General features: G+C 66.9%; 16 protein-coding genes. 9 read left to right on the top strand and 7 right to left on the bottom strand.

What is annotated here, in order from left to right; all coding sequences use genetic code 11:
- Nucleotides 1–42: 42 nt before the first annotated feature.
- Nucleotides 43–1,869 (bottom strand): AMP-dependent synthetase/ligase, encoded by a 1,827-nt coding sequence (locus tag HGK58_RS08300; RefSeq protein ID WP_168627124.1) that lies wholly within the window; start codon nt 1,867–1,869, stop codon nt 43–45.
- Between the two features lie 150 nt (nt 1,870–2,019).
- On the opposite strand from HGK58_RS08300, the gene HGK58_RS08305 reads away from it, so the two are divergent.
- Together HGK58_RS08305 and HGK58_RS08310 are read left to right on the top strand one after the other, a co-directional pair.
- Nucleotides 2,020–2,709, top strand: coding sequence for a lysophospholipid acyltransferase family protein (locus HGK58_RS08305; RefSeq protein ID WP_168627125.1), 690 nt, complete (start codon nt 2,020–2,022; stop codon nt 2,707–2,709).
- Between the two features lie 124 nt (nt 2,710–2,833).
- Nucleotides 2,834–4,162 carry a 3-deoxy-7-phosphoheptulonate synthase class II gene (locus HGK58_RS08310; RefSeq protein ID WP_168627723.1) on the top strand — a complete coding sequence of 443 codons (1,329 nt, stop codon included), beginning with the start codon at nt 2,834–2,836 and terminating at the stop codon, nt 4,160–4,162.
- A gap of 162 nt (nt 4,163–4,324) precedes the next feature.
- On the opposite strand, the gene pknB is transcribed toward HGK58_RS08310, so the two are convergent.
- Together pknB and HGK58_RS08320 are read right to left on the bottom strand one after the other, a co-directional pair.
- Complete coding sequence (gene pknB, locus HGK58_RS08315; RefSeq protein WP_168627126.1) at nt 4,325–6,271, bottom strand: Stk1 family PASTA domain-containing Ser/Thr kinase; 1,947 nt, start codon at nt 6,269–6,271, stop codon at nt 4,325–4,327.
- Between the two features lie 73 nt (nt 6,272–6,344).
- Complete coding sequence (locus HGK58_RS08320; RefSeq protein WP_210422803.1) at nt 6,345–7,583, bottom strand: LysM peptidoglycan-binding domain-containing protein; 1,239 nt, start codon at nt 7,581–7,583, stop codon at nt 6,345–6,347.
- 306 nt (nt 7,584–7,889) lie between these two features.
- On the opposite strand from HGK58_RS08320, the gene HGK58_RS08325 reads away from it, so the two are divergent.
- The gene (locus HGK58_RS08325; RefSeq protein ID WP_349236177.1) at nt 7,890–8,228 is read left to right on the top strand and encodes an Rv2175c family DNA-binding protein; all 339 of its coding nucleotides are present in this window, start codon (nt 7,890–7,892) and stop codon (nt 8,226–8,228) included.
- A gap of 54 nt (nt 8,229–8,282) precedes the next feature.
- On the opposite strand, the gene HGK58_RS08330 is transcribed toward HGK58_RS08325, so the two are convergent.
- The 3 genes from HGK58_RS08330 to HGK58_RS08340 all read right to left on the bottom strand — a co-directional run bounded on the left by HGK58_RS08330 (nt 8,283) and on the right by HGK58_RS08340 (nt 12,496).
- Nucleotides 8,283–9,665 carry an HNH endonuclease signature motif containing protein gene (locus HGK58_RS08330; protein ID WP_168627127.1) on the bottom strand — a complete coding sequence of 461 codons (1,383 nt, stop codon included), beginning with the start codon at nt 9,663–9,665 and terminating at the stop codon, nt 8,283–8,285.
- A 144-nt stretch (nt 9,666–9,809) separates the two neighbouring features.
- Nucleotides 9,810–10,784 (bottom strand): VOC family protein, encoded by a 975-nt coding sequence (locus tag HGK58_RS14075; RefSeq protein WP_210422804.1) that lies wholly within the window; start codon nt 10,782–10,784, stop codon nt 9,810–9,812.
- A gap of 38 nt (nt 10,785–10,822) precedes the next feature.
- Complete coding sequence (locus HGK58_RS08340) at nt 10,823–12,496, bottom strand: BCCT family transporter (protein WP_193509674.1); 1,674 nt, start codon at nt 12,494–12,496, stop codon at nt 10,823–10,825.
- Between the two features lie 93 nt (nt 12,497–12,589).
- On the opposite strand from HGK58_RS08340, the gene HGK58_RS08345 reads away from it, so the two are divergent.
- Nucleotides 12,590–13,225 (top strand): cob(I)yrinic acid a,c-diamide adenosyltransferase, encoded by a 636-nt coding sequence (locus tag HGK58_RS08345; protein WP_168627128.1) that lies wholly within the window; start codon nt 12,590–12,592, stop codon nt 13,223–13,225.
- A 1-nt stretch (nt 13,226) separates the two neighbouring features.
- Here the strand turns inward: HGK58_RS08345 and HGK58_RS08350 are convergent, their stop codons facing one another.
- Nucleotides 13,227–14,321 carry a polyprenyl synthetase family protein gene (locus HGK58_RS08350; RefSeq protein ID WP_210422805.1) on the bottom strand — a complete coding sequence of 365 codons (1,095 nt, stop codon included), beginning with the start codon at nt 14,319–14,321 and terminating at the stop codon, nt 13,227–13,229.
- A gap of 101 nt (nt 14,322–14,422) precedes the next feature.
- On the opposite strand from HGK58_RS08350, the gene HGK58_RS08355 reads away from it, so the two are divergent.
- From HGK58_RS08355 to HGK58_RS08375, 5 genes are all read left to right on the top strand, one after another.
- Nucleotides 14,423–14,797 carry a DUF3040 domain-containing protein gene (locus tag HGK58_RS08355; protein ID WP_168627130.1) on the top strand — a complete coding sequence of 125 codons (375 nt, stop codon included), beginning with the start codon at nt 14,423–14,425 and terminating at the stop codon, nt 14,795–14,797.
- Between the two features lie 244 nt (nt 14,798–15,041).
- Complete coding sequence (gene mraZ / locus HGK58_RS08360) at nt 15,042–15,473, top strand: division/cell wall cluster transcriptional repressor MraZ (protein ID WP_168627131.1); 432 nt, start codon at nt 15,042–15,044, stop codon at nt 15,471–15,473.
- Nucleotides 15,474–15,575: 102 nt separating this feature from the next.
- Complete coding sequence (rsmH, locus tag HGK58_RS08365) at nt 15,576–16,526, top strand: 16S rRNA (cytosine(1402)-N(4))-methyltransferase RsmH (protein WP_168627132.1); 951 nt, start codon at nt 15,576–15,578, stop codon at nt 16,524–16,526.
- Nucleotides 16,523–17,092: a hypothetical protein gene (locus HGK58_RS08370; protein WP_168627133.1), complete on the top strand. Its 570-nt coding sequence runs from the start codon at nt 16,523–16,525 to the stop codon at nt 17,090–17,092. Before rsmH ends, HGK58_RS08370 begins: the two co-directional genes overlap by 4 nt.
- Nucleotides 17,093–17,118: 26 nt before the next feature.
- A complete protein-coding gene (locus HGK58_RS08375; RefSeq protein WP_168627134.1) occupies nt 17,119–18,870 on the top strand; it encodes a penicillin-binding protein 2 in 1,752 nt (583 codons plus the stop codon).
- Nucleotides 18,871–18,883: the final 13 nt, after the last annotated feature.

Here is an 18,883-nt window from a genome sequence, read left to right on the forward strand (position 1 = left end):
AACTACTCCCGACTCGATGGTTGGGGTGCCGGACGCGGCGGGTCAGCTCGGCAGCGAGGTGCCCTCCGTGGCGGGTGCCTGGTTGTACAGCTCGTCGATCACCGGAGCGAAGTCCTGCAGCACGATGTTGCGCTTGATGCTGAGCTTCGGCGTCAGGTGCCCGCTCGCCTCGGTGAAGTCGTTCTCGAGCACCACGAACTTGCGGATGGACTCGGCACGCGACACCCGGGTGTTCGCCTGGTCGACGATCGACTGGATCTCGGCGAGCACCCTGGGGTTCTTCGCGGCCTCGGCCATCGTCATGGTCGCGTCCTCGCCGTTGTTGTTCAGCCAGACCGGGACCATCTCCGGGTCAAGCGTGATGAGCGCCGAGATGAACGGCCTCTGGTCGCCGACCACGACAACCTGGCTGACGATCGGGTTGGAGCGGATCGGATCCTCAAGCACCGCGGGAGCGACGTTCTTGCCGCCGGCGGTGACGATCATCTCCTTCTTGCGGCCGGTGACCTGAACGTAGCCTTCGTCATCGATCGTGCCGATGTCGCCGGTCTTGAACCACTCGCCGTCGAACGTGTCGGCGGTGGCCTGCGGGTTCTTCCAGTAGCCGTCGAAGATGTTGACGCCCTTGCCCAGGATCTCGCCATCGTCGGCGATGCGCACCGAGCATCCGGGCAGCGGCGGGCCGACCTTGCCGATCTTGAAGTTCGACGGCAGGTTGACCGTGAGCGGGGCGGTGGTCTCGGTGAGTCCGTAGCCCTCCAGGATGGTCAGGCCCATGCTGCGGTAGAAGTGACCGAGGAACAGGCCGAGCGGTGCCGAACCGGACACCGCGTACTGCGCACGTCCGCCGAGCACCTTCTTGATCTTCGAGTAAACGAGCTTGTCGAACAGCGCGAACTGCAGCTTGAGGCCGAGCGGGACCTTGCCGGCGTCGAGCGCCTTGGAGTGTTCCACCGCGACGTGCACAGCCTTGCGGAAGATCTTGCCCTTGCCGCCCGCTTCAGCCTTCTGCTCGGCCGAGTTGTAGACCTTCTCGAACACACGCGGCACAGCGAGAAGGAAGGTCGGCTGGAACGACTCGAGCGCGCTGACCAGCTTCTTGGTGTCCGGCTCGTGGCCAACCCGGACGCCGCCGTCGATGCACAGCACCGAGATGAAGCGCGCGAACACGTGAGCGAGCGTGATGAACAGCACTGTGCTCGAGTCGGTGTTCACGACCTCGGGGATCGCGCCTCGGGCGCTGCGGCTCGTCTCGTAGAAGTTCGAGTGGGTCAGCATGCAGCCCTTGGGCTTGCCGGTCGTGCCAGCGGTGTAGATGAGGGTCGCGAGGTCAGAGCCGACCGCGGCACTCCTGCGGGCCTCAAGTTCGTCGTCGCTGATGTCCTTGCCTGCGGCTGAGAGCTTGTCGATGTCGCCTAGGCCGAGCTGCCAGACATGCTTCACGTCGGGCAGGTCGGCGCGCACCTCGTCAACGCGCTGGAAGTGGTCAGCCGTCTCGACGATCGCGGCGACCGATTCGGAGTCGCTCAGGATCCACTGGATCTGCGACGGCGACGAGGTCTCGTAGATCGGGACCATCACGGCGCCGGCGTACCAGATCGCGAAGTCGACGAGCGTCCACTCGTAGCTCGTCTTGGAGATGAATCCGATCTTGTCGCCGGCCTGGATGCCGGATGCGATGAGCCCCTTGGCGAGGGCCTTCACCTGGTCGTGGAAGGCGGATGCGGTGACATTCGACCAACCGCCGTCGGCGGTCGGGAGCGAGAACAGCGCCAGGTTCGGGGTTTCCCGGACGCGGTCGACGAGCAGGTCTGTCACGTTGGCCTGCGGGTTGGCGGGCACAACCGGGGGTGTGTCGAATTGATTCACGGTAGCTCCTTCGGCACCGGGCGGGTCAGTGCAATCACTCTATATGGTGCTGACGCGCGGGGGAGCGACCCCCGTTGTGGTCGCCACGGCGCCTACGGGCCCGCTCTGTGCGGCTATTCTTGTCGGGTTCGCACGTTGAGAGGTTCGAAGATGTTCTACTGGCTGATGAAGAACCTGATCGTCGGGCCGATCGTTCGCACCTCGTTCCGTCCGTGGGTCACCGGCCACGAGAACATCCCGCGCACGGGCCCGGTGATCATGGCGAGCAACCACCTGTCGTTCATCGACTCGATCTTCCTCCCGCTCATGATGGATCGTCGCATCACCTTCCTCGCCAAGAGCGACTACTACACGGCGCGCGGGATCAAGGGCTGGTTCATCAAGAACTTCCTCAAGGCCGCCGGGATGCTGCCGATCGACCGCTCGGGCGGGAAGGCATCCGAAGCCTCTCTGCGCACCGGTTTGAGCGTGCTCGCCAAGGGCGAGGTGCTCGGGATCTACCCGGAGGGCACCCGCAGCCCCGACGGCCGGCTCTATCGCGGCCGCACCGGCGTCGCGCGGATGATTCTCGAGGGCGGCGTGCCGGTGGTCCCGGTGGCGATGATCGACACCGAGAAGGTCATGCCGATCGGGCAGCGACTGCCCAAGGTGCGCCGCGTCGGAATCATCATCGGCGAGCCCCTCGACTTCTCCCGGTTCGACGGCCTGGAGAGTGACCGGTTCATCCTGCGCTCGGTCACCGACGAGATCATCTACGAGCTGGCTCGCCTGAGCGGCCAGGAGTACGTCGACGTGTATGCGAGCACCGTCAAAGAGAAGGCCGCCAGCCTGAGCCGCTAGGCTGTTGGTGGCCATTAGAGCCCTTCCCTCCGCTGCGCCGTCGCAGCATTTTCCAATCCCTCTGCCCTTTAAGGAGCGTCCCGTGGTCGACCCGACCGAGACAATAGTTGCCGCTGATCCTGACGTGATCGACGGTCTCGACTATTGGCGGACGCTTCCGATCGTGCAGCAGCCGTCCTGGCCCGACCCTGCCGCGCTCACCGCGGCATCCGCAGAGCTCGCGACCCTGCCGCCGCTGATCTTCGCCGGTGAGGCGGACATCCTGCGCTCCCGTCTCGCGGCCGCGGCGAAGGGGGAGGCATTCCTGCTCCAGGGCGGCGACTGCGCCGAGACCTTCGCGGGTGCCACAGCCGACCAGATCCGCAACCGGGTAAAGACCATCCTGCAGATGGCCGTCGTGCTCACTTACGGCGCTTCGATGCCGGTCGTGAAGATGGGGCGGATGGCGGGACAGTTCGCCAAGCCGCGCTCCAGCGACACCGAGACTCGCGGTGACGTCACCCTGCCCGCCTACCGCGGTGACGCCGTCAACGGCTACGACTTCACACCCGAGTCGCGGATGGCCGACCCGTCACGGCTGCTGCAGGGCTACCACATGGCGGCGAGCACGCTGAACCTGATCCGGGCATTCACGCAGGGTGGCTTCGCGGACCTGCGCCAGGTGCACAGCTGGAACCAGGGCTTCGCCCGCAACCCCGCCAACGTGCGCTACGAGAAGCTCGCTGGCGAGATCGACCGTGCGATCAAGTTCATGATCGCCTGCGGCGCCGACTTCGAGGCGCTCAAGCGCACCGAGTTCTACATCTCGCACGAGGGTCTGCTGATGGACTACGAGCGGCCGCTCACGCGCATCGACTCGCGCACCGGCACGCCGTACGACACGTCGGCTCACTTCATCTGGATCGGTGAGCGCACCCGCCAGCTCGAGGGCGCTCACGTGGACTTCCTGTCCAGGGTCCGCAACCCGATCGGCGTGAAGCTCGGCCCTACGACCTCGCCGCAGGACGTGCTCGACCTGATCGAGAAGCTCGACCCTGAGCGCGAGCCGGGGCGGCTGACCTTCATCACCCGCATGGGAGCCGGCCGCATCCGGGATGCGCTGCCGCCACTGCTCGAAGCAGTGAAGGCGAGCGACGCCAACCCGCTGTGGGTGACCGACCCGATGCACGGCAACGGGCTGACGACACCGACCGGGTACAAGACGCGTCGCTTCGACGATGTCGTCGACGAGGTCAAGGGCTTCTTCGAGGCGCACCGCGCGATTGGCACCTTCCCGGGTGGCATCCACATCGAGCTCACCGGTGACGACGTCACCGAGTGCCTCGGTGGGTCGGAGCAGATCGATGAGGCGACCCTGGCGACGCGTTACGAGTCGCTGTGCGACCCGCGCCTGAACCACATGCAGTCGCTCGAGCTGGCCTTCCTGGTGGCCGAGGAGCTCGTCAAGCGCTGACCGGCTCTGCCTGCCCACCCTGTTATGCAGGACATCCCCTGTTATGCAGGACATTCCCCGTTATGCAGGAGATTCACCCGGTTTGGCGACCCTAATCAGGGACCCGGGGCCAAGAGCCGACGGATGTCCTGCACAACGCCGGTCACCCGTCGGAGGCCTGGGCTAGTCGACGCCCAACCTCACGGTCACGGTCGAGCCCTTGTCGAGACTCGTTCCGGCATCGGGATTGGTTGATCGCACGATAGATCCCGGGAACGCAGAGAGGAACTCGCTCGCGCCGTTCTGGAATTCGATCCTGAAGCCAGCCTGATCCAGAAGCGGCTTCGCTTCCCCCCAGGTCTTGCCGACGATATCGGGAACCTGCCGCTGCTCGATGCCCTTGGAGAGCACCAGCTCGATCGTCGCGCCTTCGCGCACCGGACCTTCGGGTATCTCAGCACGAATGACTGCGCCAGCCGGGATCTCGTCGTGGAAGTCCGCGAGCCCGGCCGCGGTCGACGCAATCAAACCGACACCTTCCAGCGTTTCGGACGCTTCATCGACACCCATCCCGGTAACCGACGGGATCGGGCCGAGCGACACAACAAGCGTGACCGGCTGCTGCTCGCCGTAGGTCTCGCCCGGGACGAGGTCGATCGCACCGTCAGGGCCTTGACCGAGCGCGCCGATCACGATCCCGCGGTCGGCGTCATCGAAGCGGTAGTCGGTGGTGGCCTTGCTGAAGCTAGCGTCCGCGATGCGCTGCGTGGCCACCTCTTCGGTCTGACCGACCAACTCCGGGATGGGAAGCGGTTCCGGCCCCTGCGAAACCAGCAGGGTCACGGTCGCGCCGTGAGCGACCGCCGCACCGATCTGCGGGTCGGTGCCCGCGACCAGCCCGGCGGGCACATCGACGCTGAACACCGGCTCGGGGGTTTCGGCGACCACAAGATCGAGACCCTCCAGTTCGCTTGTCGCGACTGCCGGTTCGAGCCCGGACACGTTGGGGATCATGACCTGCGAGCCTGGCCCGGCACCGAAGTACCACCCGGTGCCGCCGGCGATGGCGGCCAGCAGGAGCACCACCACGAATAGCCAGATTCCTCGCTGGTGTCGCCGCTCGCTCGCTCGCGCGAGCGCGAGGGTGCTGTTGACCGGTTGCGGGCTGGTGCGCGCACGGGCGCGGGTACCGAGCACCTGGGTTTCGCCGGTCGCGGCAAGTTCGGCGGCGGGAGGCAGCACCATCGTGTGCTGCATCGTCGTCGCCGCCGGTGTGCCGCCGCCCTCGCCGAGCAGCCGGCGCACCTCGAGCACCTGATCGAGCATGGCGCGGGCGTCGCGCGGACGCTGCTCGGGGTCGCGCGCGGTCGCCCACAGCACGAGTTCGTCGATCTCGACGGGGACGCGCGGATTCTTGGTGCTTGGCGTCGGCACGGTGTCGTTGGCGTGCTGCTGTGCGATCTGGAACGGCTGGTCACCCTTGTATGGCTGCTCGCCGGCGAGCATCTCGTACAGCATGATGCCGACCGCGTAGATGTCGCTGCGCGCATCCGCTACCCCGCGGGTCACAAGTTCGGGGGAGAGGTAGGCGATGGTGCCCAGCAGTGCGTTGCCGGTCGCGGTCTGCGCGGTCACCGCGCGTGCGAGGCCGAAGTCGCTGATCTTGATACGCCCGTCGTCGGCGAGCAGCACGTTCTCCGGTTTGAGGTCGCGGTGCACGATGCCGTTGCGGTGGGCGGCAGCCAGTCCGGCGAGCACGGCCTCGAGGATGTCGAGGGCCTGGTCGTTGGTGAGCACCGGATGCTCGCCGAGCAGTTCCCGCAGGGTGATGCCCGGCAGGTACTCCATGACCAGGTAGGCGGTCTCCTGGTCCTGTCCCTGGTCGTACACGTTGACGACGTTCGGATGCGCCAGCCGAGCGGCCGAACGGGCCTCCTGGATGAAGCGCGCCTTGTACTGCGAATCGTCGGCGAGGTGGCCATGCATGACCTTGAGGGCCACCCGACGCTCGAGTCGGAGGTCGGTCGCGAGGTAGACGGTGGCCATGCCCCCGCGGGCGACGCGTGAGCGCACCTGGTAGCGGCCGTCGATCAGACGGCCGATCATGGGATCGGTCGTGCTTGTGCTCACTGGACGAGTCTAAAGCGAGTGCCCTGTGCCATTGGCCCAAAACACCGTGCTCGTGAGACGAGAACCGCGCCGGTCAGCTGAGTTGGGCGAGCCACGCGCGCGCAGACGCCTCCCACTTGGCGTACGCATCCGGGTATGCCGAGCGCTGAACCGCCTGCGCGGCTTGCGTCACGGTCATCGACTCCCATCCGGATATGTCGAGGAGGCCGCGAGTCTTGCCCTTGTTCGGGTTGCTCGGGCCGCCGAAGAACAGGCGCGCGGAGTGGGCAGGGTCCATGATCGCATCGACCGTGCCCCAGCCGGCGCTCGGGCGCTGCTGGAACAGGCCGACCGAGTCGAGGTCGCCCCAGCGGATGTTGCGGAGGCTGGACTCCTGCATCGCGGCGGCGAGCGAGATCACCAGGCCGTACTCCGGCACGCCCAGCGAGCGACCGACCTCGAGGATGACGCGTGCGTTCTGCGCCATCTCGGCGGTGAGCGGCGTAACGCTCGAACCGGCGCCGGCCGGCGCGACACCGGGGATGATCAGCGTGCGGCCCGCGTAGATGATGCTCGAGAGGTTGAGGCCGTTGGCGTTCAGGATCGCCTGGATGGTGACGCCGAACCGGCTCGCGATGCTCGTCACGGTGTCCCCGGACTTGATCACGTAGCTGGTCTGCACCGGTGCTGGTGCCGGGGTGATCGGAGCCGGCTCGGGTGCGGGAGCGGGAGCCGGAGCAGGTTCTGGGGAAGGTGCGGGCGCGGGCGTTTGGGCCGGGGTCACCGGAGCGGCGGCGGGTGCTGCACCCGGGATGGCCAGCGTTTGGCCCGGGTAGATGATGCTCGACCAGCCGAGGCCGTTGGCGGACAGCACCGACTGGGTGCTGACGCCGAAGCGCGCTGCGATCGAGCTGATGGTGTCGCCCTTGACGATCGTGTAGCGACCGCTGGACGGTGCGGGATTGGCCGGCGCGGGCGCCGGCGCTGGTGCTGCTGTCGTCCCGTTGCTGAGCTTGAGGACCTGGCCGGGGAAGATCAGCGACTTCCAGCCCAGGCCATTGAGGGCGAGAACGGATGCCGTCGACAGCCCGAACTTGCCGGCGATGCCGCTGACGGTGTCACCGCCCTGCACGCGATAGGTCGACGGCACGGAGGCGGCCTCGACGGTGCCGGCATTCACCAGCGCATCCGGTGCGGCCTTGGCGAGCGCCTGACGAACGGCCTCGCGCAGGTCGGTGGCCGGGTGCTTCGGCTTCTCGGCCTTGGCGCCGGGAAGCGGAGCGATCGGCCCGGTGAAGGCCATGCCGACCGTCATCGACCCGGCAACGAGCATCGGGAGTGTGTTCAGGACGCCCTTGGCGACTCTGCTGGGCTTCTTTGGAGCCAGGTGCTTTCCCCCGCGGCGTGCATCGTCTGTAGCTGCGCCTGCTGACATGTTCATCCCCGTCTTTCCCCGGATGGGCGAAGGTCCCTCTGTGACCCGCGGTCGCCCAGCACTGATCCATGACAGAATCAGCGATTCTCAACTTGACACAGAAATATACAGGTGTCAATCAATGTGACGGATGTTACTAAAGTGAATTGGCGTGTCCCGTGTCGACTCAGCGATCGACCGGCTCGGCTCTGGCACTCTTTAACCGTGGAAGAAACCCCGAACGTCCGCTGGCTGACCGTGCCCGACCTGGTGGAGATGCTCGGTCTCGGCGTGAGCAAGATCCGCAGGCTGCTCGAGGACCGCGCGCTCCTCGCTCGGCGCATCGATGGCGTCTGGCATGTCCCTGACCTTTTCCTTCGTGACAACGCACCACTCCCTGAGCTGCGCGGGACCCTTATAGTGCTGCACGACAGCGGATTCACCGACGAGGAGTCAATGGACTGGCTCCTCGGCCACGACGAGACCCTTGGCACCAGCCCGATCGAGGCCCTCCGCGCCGGCCGCAAGGCCGAGGTGCGCCGGGTCGCTCAGGCGCTCGCCTAGGGTCTCGGCAAGCTCGACCACCAACCACCTTCTACCACGGGGTGTGGGTCTCAGCTAAGTGTCTTTGAGGGCGCGTTTGAGTGCTGCGGTGAGGCGGGGTTTGGCTTTGGTGGTGCGGATCCAGGTTCCGTCGGGGTTGATCCAGGGTGGGGGTTTGAACTCGGGGACTCCGTCGTTGATGCGGATCTCCCAGCCGGAAGTACCCAAGGTCCGGTGGTGGTACCAGCACAGCAGCACGCCGTTGTCCACTTCCGTCGGTCCGCCCTCTGCGTGCGGTGTGACGTGGTGGATCTCGCACCAGTCGCCGGGGGTGCCGCAGCCCGGGGCGGCGCAGTGGTAGCCGTCGCGGGCTCCGATCGCCTTGCGCTGCTGGGGAGTGAACCCGCGGGTCGGGCTGGTCAGTTGAATGACCGCGCCGGTGGCGTCCAGGGTGACGGTTTGGGTCTCGCCGGTGCAGGCCAGCTGCCGCATCGACCGCAGTGAGATCGGCAGGTCGATGCCGTCGACCCAGCCGGCACCGGTGCCCTGGTTCAGGTCGTTCGCGGTGACGGTGACCAGCACCGTCGGGGCGGCCCCGTTCACCTTCGGGGTCTCCGGGTCACGGGCCGCGGCAGAAAGGATGCCGCCGAGCACGTCGTGGCGTTGCTGGTCCGGGGTGCGGTCATCCTCCATCACCGGACCCTCCGCACCGGACGACTCGTCGCCGTCGCTGGGCAGGAAGGCGGGTGCGGTGCGTGGGGTGAGGTAGGCGTTGAACAGCCGCCGCAACTGAGCAGCCACCATGGGGGTCAGGTTCCCGGTGATCGGCACCAACCCGCCGACGGCCTTGCCGAGCCGGATGCCGCGCCGCGCCAGCGCTTCCTCCTCCGCCGGTTCCACCCCGTCGGGGTCGATGGTGATCCGCCACACCGTGGCCTGGATCTTCAACTCCTCGGCGGTGGTGGTCGGCTCGGTCGCCGACTCCACCAGCGCACTCTCCGCCGCCCGCAGGTGGTCGGGGTTCACTCGGTCGATCGTCGGCGCCAACTCGTCGACGATGGCGGCGGCCATGTCCTGCGACAGCCGACCTTCGGACAGCGCCGCGGCGAGCACCGGGAACTGCGCTGGGAACACCTCCCCGGTCAGGCCGAACCGGCTGCGGAGCTTCTCGCCCAGCCGGACGCGCCTGCGGATGGTGGCCACCGTGGCGCCGGTGGTGCGCTCCAACAGCTCGGTGCCGCTGCGACACCCCAGCTTGCCGGCCAGCCCATCACCGCCCAGCGTTCGCCGGGAGCGGTGCTCCACCTCCGCGGCGATCGCCAACCGGGACGCATCCACCAGCCGGCCGAAGTCCTCCTCCAGCGTGCGGGCGGCCACCACCAACGCGTCATCGCCCAGGTCGCGAATGCCGGCGACAGCGCCGGGAGCGAGAGGGTCGAAACGGGTCGTTGTGGTCATATTTCGATGGTGACACCGCCACCCGACATTCGTAGCTACATTCGAGCCAACCGCGGACAAGTCATCCCGCACGCCGCCTGTGGAGGAATTCCGCTGGCCCCGGGATCGCGCAGCGATCGGCTCGAAACCACCGAAGGAAACCGTCTAATTCCCGGCCGCAACCACCTCGACGACCGTTCCCCACGGGTCCGCCACGGTGAGTACGGCATCGGTGCGCTCGAACGTCACGCCCGCCTCGGTCAGCCTTGTGCCGATCGCGTCGAGTTCGGATGCCTCCGGCACGACCAACTCGAGCGAGCCCAGTCCCAGTGTGGCCGGGCGCACGCCAGCGCCGGCGCTGCCCCAGGTGTTCGCGGCCACGTGATGGTGGTAGCCGCCCGCGGCGAGGAAGATCGCGCCGTTGGCCCTGGCAGTGACCGCGAAGCCGAGGCTGTCGGCGTAGAACTCTTCAGCGCGCTCGAGGTCGCCGACCTTCAGGTGGACGTGTCCCATGGTCGCGTCGCCGGATGCTTCGTCGCCCAGGTGCTCTCCGATGAACGCGTTGACATCGAGCGGCGCGCTGCCCATCTGCACCTGGCCGTCCTCCCAGACCCACTGGTCGCGAGGGGTGTCGACGTAGAGCTCGACGCCGTTGCCGTCGGGGTCGGCGAAGTAGAACGCGTGGCTGACGGCGTGGTCTGCCGACCCCTGGTAGAGCCCGGGATACTGCCCGGCCAGTCGCGCAAGCGACCCAGCGAGGGCAGGCGAATCCGGGAACAGGATCGCCGAGTGGTACAGGCCGGCATCACCGGGCCCGGCGGGGTCGGCGTCAGCGGGGACGAGGCGGATGATCTCCTCGCCGTCGACACCGAGCGATCGGATGCCATCCGTCTCGCCGAGCAGGCTCAGCCCGACGCCTGCTGGTCCGTAAAAGTCGGTCAGCGCCTCGATGTTGCTCGTCACCAGTTCCACCGCGCCCATGCGCGTGTCAGCGTCGATCAGGCTCGCCGGCGGCGTGGCGTTCGGTGCCGACGCCGACCGGTTCGCCGACAGGATCACTGCGGTCGCGCCGACCGCGACCAGCAGGACGAGTGTCGAGATGCCGATGAGCCAGCGGGTGCGTCGAGGGGAAGCGTTCACCAGGAGACCAACCCGGCGCAGCCGGAGCTTATTCCGCCCTACTCCCGACCACCGTCGGTCTCGCTGCCCGTATCCGCGACCTCCGTCTCGTCGATCCGCTGAATCGGCTGGGTGAACGGCACGGTTCCCTGTCGTTCGCTCGAGCCGCGCACAGGGCCGAGTCTGCGTTGGCGCATCGGGTCGCGGCGCAGGTCAACGTACAGCGACACGCACAGCCCGATCATGATCAGGATGAATGGGCTGGCAGCCAGGATGGTGAAGGTCTGCAACGCCTGGAGGCCGCCGACCCACAGCAGCACCGCGGCAACCGCGCCGGTCAGGATCGCCCACACGATCACAAGCGGCTTCCACGGCCTGGTGTTGCCGCGCGTGGACAGCGTCCCCAGCACGAGCGAACCGGCATCCGCCCCGCTCACGAAGAACACAGCGGTGAGCACCATCACCACGATCGCGGTGCCGATGAAGAACGGGTATTGCTGCAACATCGCGAAGAACGCGGCCGCCTCGTTGCCAGTCCCGGCGATGTCGACGCCGCCGACCTGCAGGTTCATCCCGGCGCCGCCGAAGACCGAGAACCAGAGCACGCTCACGGATGTCGGCACCAGCAGCACTCCGAGGACGAACTCCCGGATGGTGCGCCCGCGCGAGATGCGCGCGATGAAGTTGCCGACGAACGGGGTCCAGGAGATCCACCACGCCCAGTAGAAGATCGTCCAGCTTGCCAGCCAGTCGCCGCCGCCGAACACCGCCGATTGGAAGCTCATCGGCACGATCTGCCCCAGGTAGGAGCCGATCGCCGACGGCATCAGGTCGAGGATGAACACCGTCGGACCGGCGATGAAGACGAAAGTGAGCAGCAACGCCGACAGCACCATGTTGGTGTTGCTCAGCCACTTGATCCCCTTCGTCACGCCGCTTGCCGCAGAGAACACGACGCCGACGGTGAGCACGCTGATGACGATGATCGGCAACGCGACACCCGGATCCTCGAACCCGCCGGTGCGCAGCAGCGACAGGCCGGCGGCGATCTGCAGCGCGCCGAGCCCGAGGGACGTCGCCGACCCGAACTTGGTGCAGATGATCGCCAGGATGTCGATCGGCTTGCCCCACCCGCGACGGTCGATCCGGTCGGCGCCGAAGATCGCGTGGAACGGTGCGCTCATGAGGTTGCCGCGCCCCATCCGGTACGTCGAGTAGGCGAGCGAGAGACCGACCACCGAGTAGATCGCCCACGGGTGCAGCCCCCAGTGGAACAGCGTGTACGCCATCGCGGCATTCGCCGCTTGCGGGGACTCCGGGGCCGCACCGACGAACGGGGGAGGATCCACCAGGTGCGAGACCGGCTCGTAGACACCGAAGAACATAAGGCCGATGCCCATCCCGGCGCTGAACATCATCGAGATCCAGGACAGCGTGGAGAACTCCGCCTTCTCGCCTTCGCGCGACAGCGGGATGCCGCCGTAGCGGCCGAACGCGAGCACGAGGGCGAACACAACGAACGCGGCGGCGCCGAGGATGAACACCCAGCCCAGGTTGGCCGTTACCCAGCCCAAGGCGGATGCCGCAGCGTCACCGACCTGTTCGGTGAAGGCCACGCCGAGCACGCACACGATGACGATGACTCCACCGGCCACGCCGACGACGACCTTGTCCACGCTGGCCCAGCCGGTCGTCGTGGGTTCCGGCAGTCCGTCGGCGGCGTTGTTCAACATGCGATCACCATCGATCCGTCGTGTGGTTCGAGCACAAGCGGCCTTCAGGTAGCCAACGCTACGCCTCCAGCCGCCGTCACTATAGTTGCGGCCATGTCAGATGCGGTGGGTGATTCCGCCCCGCGACCCGAGTATCAGGCGCGCGTCGGCGACGACGGCCGCACGGTCCTCGGACGCCACGGCGACGTACCGAAGTTCGACCCGAGGGTGGCAGCCTGGGGCGACTGCGACGAGGCGAACGCGGCGATCAGCGTCGCTCTCGCGGTCAGTGGATTCTCGATCGACCTGACGTCGACGCTGGCGAGCATCCAGAACGACCTGTTCGACCTTGTCACCGACCTGGCGGTCCCGCTGGACGACCCCCAGCCCGCGGATGCCCGCATTCACGACGCTCACCTGGTGCGGCTGGAACGCGCGATCGAGCACTTCGCCAAGGAGGCGCCAGAACCGGCAGGGTACGTGCTCCCGGTGGGCACTGTTCCGGCCGCAACGCTTTATCAGGCGCGCGCCGTGGTCCGGCGCGCGGAGCGGACGGTGTGGATGGCGATCGACGCGCATCCGGGAGCCGTCAACGTGCTGGCCGCGCGCTACCTGAATCGCCTGTCCACGCTGCTGTTCGCGATGGCGCGCGGCGCCAATATCGAACACGGCGACGTCTATTGGGAGCCGGAGGCAACATTCCACGCCATGGAACGCGAGGCAGAGGAACCGATCGAGCCGCTCGAGTGACCTAGGCGGAACGCTTGGTCACCGTCTCCACCAGGCTGAGCAGTTGTCGCTGCGCCGAGGGGCTGATGTCGGCGCTGTCCAAGGCGGTACGCGCACGGGTGACGTTGTTCTCGATGATGCGCTCGACCTGGTCGACGGCGCCGGAATCCCGGATGGCGACCTGCAGCATCCGCACCTGGCTGTCGTCGAGTTCACGATCACCGAGCATCTCGTCGAGGAAACGCCTGGCGCTCGTGGGGAGGCCGGAGCGGGCGATGGCGATCAGCACGGTGCGCTTGCCTTCGCGGAGGTCGTCACCGGATGGCTTGCCCGTGACATCGGGATCGCCGAAGACCCCGAGCAGGTCGTCGCGCAGTTGGTAGGCGATTCCGAGCGGCAGACCGAAGTCCCGCAGCGAAGCCACTTGGCTCTCGGTTGCGCCGCCGAGCGCGGCGCCGATCGCGAGAGGCGCCTCGATGCTGTACTTGGCCGACTTGTAGACGATCACCCGGTGGGCGCGGGGGAGCAGCTCCCGTTCGTCGTGACCGCGCCACGCCTGTTCCTCGAGGATGTCGAGGTACTGGCCCACCATGACTTCGGTGCGCATCCGGTTGAACTCTGTGCGCGCTGCGGCTCCGTCGCTCGGGCTCTCGAGTCGCTGGAGGCCAAGGTCGAACAGCTGCTCGCTCCAGGACAGCAGCAGGTCACCGAGCAGCATCGCGGAGGAGCGGCCGAACTCCGCCGGGTCGCCCACCCACCCCGCCTCACGGTGCCTCTCTTCGAAGCGACGATGCGCGGCGGACATCCCGCGGCGGGTGTCCGAGTTGTCCATGATGTCGTCGTGCACGAGCGCGGCCGCGTGGAACAGCTCGAGGGCGCTCGCCGCGCGGACGATGACGTCGAGCTCGGCCGCCAGCGCGTCGTCGCCGAGCGGGTCGAGTTCGGATGGCCTGGCCCGGACCGCCTGCCAGCCCCAGTAGCAGAACAGGGCCCGGAAACGTTTGCCTCCGCGCAGCAGGTCGCGCGAGTAGTCGACGAGGGGACGCAGGTCCTTCGCGATAGACTCGAGCTCCACCGCCCGGTCGTCGAGGAAGTCGTCGATTGCCGATTGAACCAAGTCAACTAACCGGGTACTCTCAGCCACCCTCCTAGCCTAGCCACGAGGGTGAGCATACAATTGACTTCGCTGGCGACATCTCGCGAGAGAGGGGAGTGACCATGCCGCTATCAGAGCAAGAGCAGCGACTTCTCGACGAGATGGAGAGAAGCCTTTATCACAATGACGCGGACTTCGTGGCGACAGCTGGCGCACGGCGCGGAAAGCCCAACTACACGTGGGTCGTCTTGGGTAGCCTCCTCGCGGTCGCTGGCATCGGCGGGATCGTCGCCGGGGTTGCAACTCAGCTTCCCGTGATCGGCGTCATCGGGTTCGTCGTCATGTTCGGCGGCGTTCTTCTGGCGCTCGCCCGGCCGAAGGCATCCGATGATCTGGACGAGCCGCGGGTGGGCGGCAAGGGACAGCAGCACAAGTCCGGTTTCATGGACCGGATGAACGAGCGCTGGGATCGTCGCCAGAACGGCGGAGAGCACTAACTCACTCCCCACAAACAACGGGTCGACTTCGGTCGGCCCTTTTTTGTGCCCATTTTCCGGGTGATTCCGGCGCTGAGAGTGAATTTGCCTCCACCTTCCTCCACCCGGTACTTCCCTTGATATTGCTGGGAAGTCCCTCGCAATGGGGGCGAAATTTGCCTCAGGATCATTGTTTCGTGGGGTGAAGTGGAGTAAAGTGGAGCCCACCTGAATCCGGGCCGGAGCATTGAGGGGGTGAGTGCCCATGTTTCTTGGCACCTACTCACCGAAGCTCGATGACAAGGGCCGGATCATCCTTCCCGCCAAGTTCTGGGACGAACTCGAGGCCGGCGTCGTCATCACCCGCGGCCAGGAGCGCTGCCTCTACGTGTTCAGCACGCGCGAGTTCGAAGAGATGCACGACCGCATCCGGCAGGCACCCGTCACGAGCAAGCAGGCGCGTGACTTCATGCGGCTCTTCCTCTCCGGTGCGAACGCGGAGGTCCCCGACAAGCAGCACCGCGTGACCATCCCGGCGACGCTGCGCCAGTACGCGGGCCTGGACAGGGAACTCACCGTCATCGGCGCGGGCAATCGGGCCGAGATCTGGGACTCAGAGGCCTGGAACAACTACTACGCCGAGCAGGAAAGCAACTTCGCCGAGACCACCGAGGAGGTGATTCCCGGACTCTTCTAGCGCCTGACCGCTGACTCCCAGCCGATCCGGCCCTGTCACACCTTCCCCGGTGCCAGGTACGGTGCGGATGGGGATCAGCAGCCAGGGGCATCCGGAAACCTCATGGCAGAGCAGATCCACATCCCCGTCAAGCTGGACCGCAGCATCGAGCTGCTGTCACCGGCGATCAGTGCGCCTGGCGCGGTGCTCGTCGACGCGACGCTCGGCATGGGCGGCCACTCCGCGGCATTCCTTGAGCGCTTCCCGCAGCTCACGCTCGTCGGCATCGACCGGGATGAGCAGGCGCTGGCGATTGCGGGGGAGCGTCTGGCACCCTTCGGCGACCGGGTTCACCTGGTCCACGCGGTCTACGACGAGCTGCCCCGCGTGCTCGACGACCTGGGCATCCCGGCGGTGCAGGGTGAGCTGTTCGACCTCGGCGTCTCCTCGCTGCAGCTTGATCGCGCTGAGCGCGGTTTCGCTTACGCGCAGGACGCCCCACTCGACATGCGGATGGACCCGTCTGCGCCGCTCACCGCCGAGCGTGTGCTCGCGGAGTACAGCGAGGCCGAGCTGAGGCGCATCTTCTACCAGTACGGCGAGGAGAAGCTCGCGCCACGTTTCGCCCGCAAGATCGTCGAGAGCAGGCAGGCATCACCGCTCACGTCGTCCGCTCAGCTGGTGGAGCTGATCGACAAGGCCACGCCGGCCGCTGTCCGGCGCGCCGGGCATCCGGCGAAACGCGTCTTCCAGGCACTCCGGATCGAGGTCAACCAGGAGCTTGCGGTGCTCGAGCGGGCAATCCCGGCCGCGGTTGACGCGCTCGCTCCCGGCGGGCGGATCGTCGTGCTTGCCTACCAGTCGCTGGAGGACCGGATCGTGAAGCGCGTCTTCGCGGCGCGCTCCACCTCGAGTGCCCCGGTCGGCCTGCCGGTGGAGCTCCCGGAGCACCGACCGACCCTGAAGCTACTGGTTCGCGGAGCCGAGCTGGCTGACGAGGCCGAGAAGGCGCAGAACCCCCGAGCGACACCGGTCAGGCTCCGCGCCGCCGAGAAGCTGGAGCGTGCCGCATGAGCGCGCTCGCCCGGGCGGTCAATCCCGCTCCGCTGCCGCAATCGCAGCCGCGGCACATCGAGGTCGTGCCGACACGAGCGCAGCGCAAGGCACGACCGAAGGTCTTCTACGCAATGGTCACCGTCGGTGGCCTGTTCGCTGTGCTCATTGCGCAGCTGCTGCTCAGCATCGTCGTCTCGGACGGCGCCTACGAGATCGCCGCTCTGCAGCAGCAGCAACGCGAGCTGGCTCGAGACGAGCAGCAGCTCACCGAAGCGATGCAGGTGCTCGAGTCCCCTCAGCACCTCGCCGCCAACGCCGTCGCGCTCGGTATGGTCACGAACACCGGGACCGCCTACCTGCGCTTGGCCGACGGTGCCGTGCTCGGCGCGGCGGTGCAGGCCAAACCCACGGACGGCATCGTCACCGGCGAGGACGGCCAGACCCTGATCCCGAACGTGCTGCTCACAGGCGTCCCGTTGGTGACGCCTGCCGCGGGTGAGCCGACCGCAGGCGCGCCTGTCGGGGACAGCACAAACGGCTCGGTAGCGTCGACCGAAGCGCTGCCGGCGCCGACGACTCGCTGACGCAGGCAGGGACGGAGGATCAACGGATGGTGGAACTGCGGCGAACCCGCCGACGCCTTTCCATTGCCGTCCTGCTGACCTTCGCGATCGTCGCCCTGTTCGTGGTCCGGCTGGTGGACTTCCAGGTCGTGCGCGCCGCTGAACTGAATGAGGCATCCCACGGCAAACGGGCAGTGAGTCAGACCATCTACGCTCCGCGCGGCGACATCGTCGACACCAACGGCGTCGTCCTGGCCGACAGCGTCACACGCTACGACATCACCGCATCACCGCGGCACGCCAACGCGTTCAACCGTCGAGCGGATGACGGCACGACCCAGAAGGTGTCCGTCTTCGACGCGTTGACCGAGATCTCCGAGATCTCCGGCGCCGACATCAACAAGTTGATGACCGCGATCAGCAGTGACCCCGAATCCAACTTCACCTACCTGGTCAAAGGTGTCGACACCGCAAAGTATCGCGCCATTCGGGACCTGGGCATCCCGTGGGTGTACGTCGAGACGGTGCCCAAGCGCACCTACCCGAACGGCTCGGTCGCCGGCAACATCGTCGGCTTCGTCGGCACCGACGGGCCTCAGAACGGCATCGAGGTCACCGAGAACGACTGCCTGGAGCCCACCAAGGGAGTCTCGACCTACGAACAAGGCGCGGACGGCGTCCGGCTGCCAGGCAGCACGGTGGTCAGCACCGAAGCGGTGCCGGGCGGCACGATCACCCTCACCATCGACAGCGACCTGCAGTGGTCCGTGCAGCAGACCATCGCGGAACAGGCGATCGCCATCGGCGCGGAATCGGCGATGGCCGTCGTGGTCCGGGTTTCCGACGGTCACCTGATGGCGGCGGCCGACTGGCCATCCGTCGACCCCAACGACCGCGACGGCCTCGACCCCGCCTTCCTCGGGGCCCGCATGTTCACCTACAACTTCGAACCCGGCTCCATCCTCAAGGCGATGACGGCCGCGATGGCGGTCGACCAGGGCACTGCGAGCGCCAACACGAAGGTCACCGTGCCGAGCCGGTGGGAGACCCCGGAAGGCAGCGTCATCCGTGACGCAACCAACCACGGCGAGTACCGCCTCACCCTCCCAGGAGTGCTCGCCGAGTCATCCAACGTCGGAATCTCGAAGGTCGCATCCGAACTCGCCAACGCCGTCCGCTACGACTACCTCCGGAAGTTCGGCTTCGGCGAGGAGACCGCCGTCGGCTTCCAAGGCGAGGAAAAGGGCTTGCTCGCGAGCTCCTGGGACAGCCAGCAGAAGTACGACATCGCTTACGGCCAGGGCGTCTCGGTGACGCTCGCGCAGATGGCCAGCGCCTATCAGGCGCTCGCCAACGGCGGTGTGCGGATGCCTCTCACCGTGGTTGATAGCTGCACCCTCCCCGATGGCACTGTTCTGAGGCCCGAGGCGAGCCAAGGGGTTCGCGTGGTGTCCGAGAGCGCAGCACAGCAGACCGTCGACATGCTGCAGAGCGTCGTCACGAATGGTCAGCTGAGCAGCGTCCTCAGCATCCCCGGCTATAACGTCGCGGCGAAGACCGGCACCGGTGAGGTCGCCGAGGGCGGTGTCTACACGAACGAGCGCATCGTTTCGGTAGCCGGTATCGCCCCGGCGGACAACCCTGAGTACGTCGTCATCGTGACCATAGTCAAGCCGGATATCATGAAGACTTCGTACGCAGCGGCTCCCGTGTTCCAGGAGATCATGGCCAGAGTTCTGAAGACGTACCGGGTTCCCCTGTCGATCAAGCCGGCACCGAACCTGCCAACAACTTGGTGAGAGAGAGGACGTC

Source organism: Cryobacterium sp. BB307 (assembly GCF_012274275.1).
GTDB lineage: Bacteria > Actinomycetota > Actinomycetes > Actinomycetales > Microbacteriaceae > Terrimesophilobacter.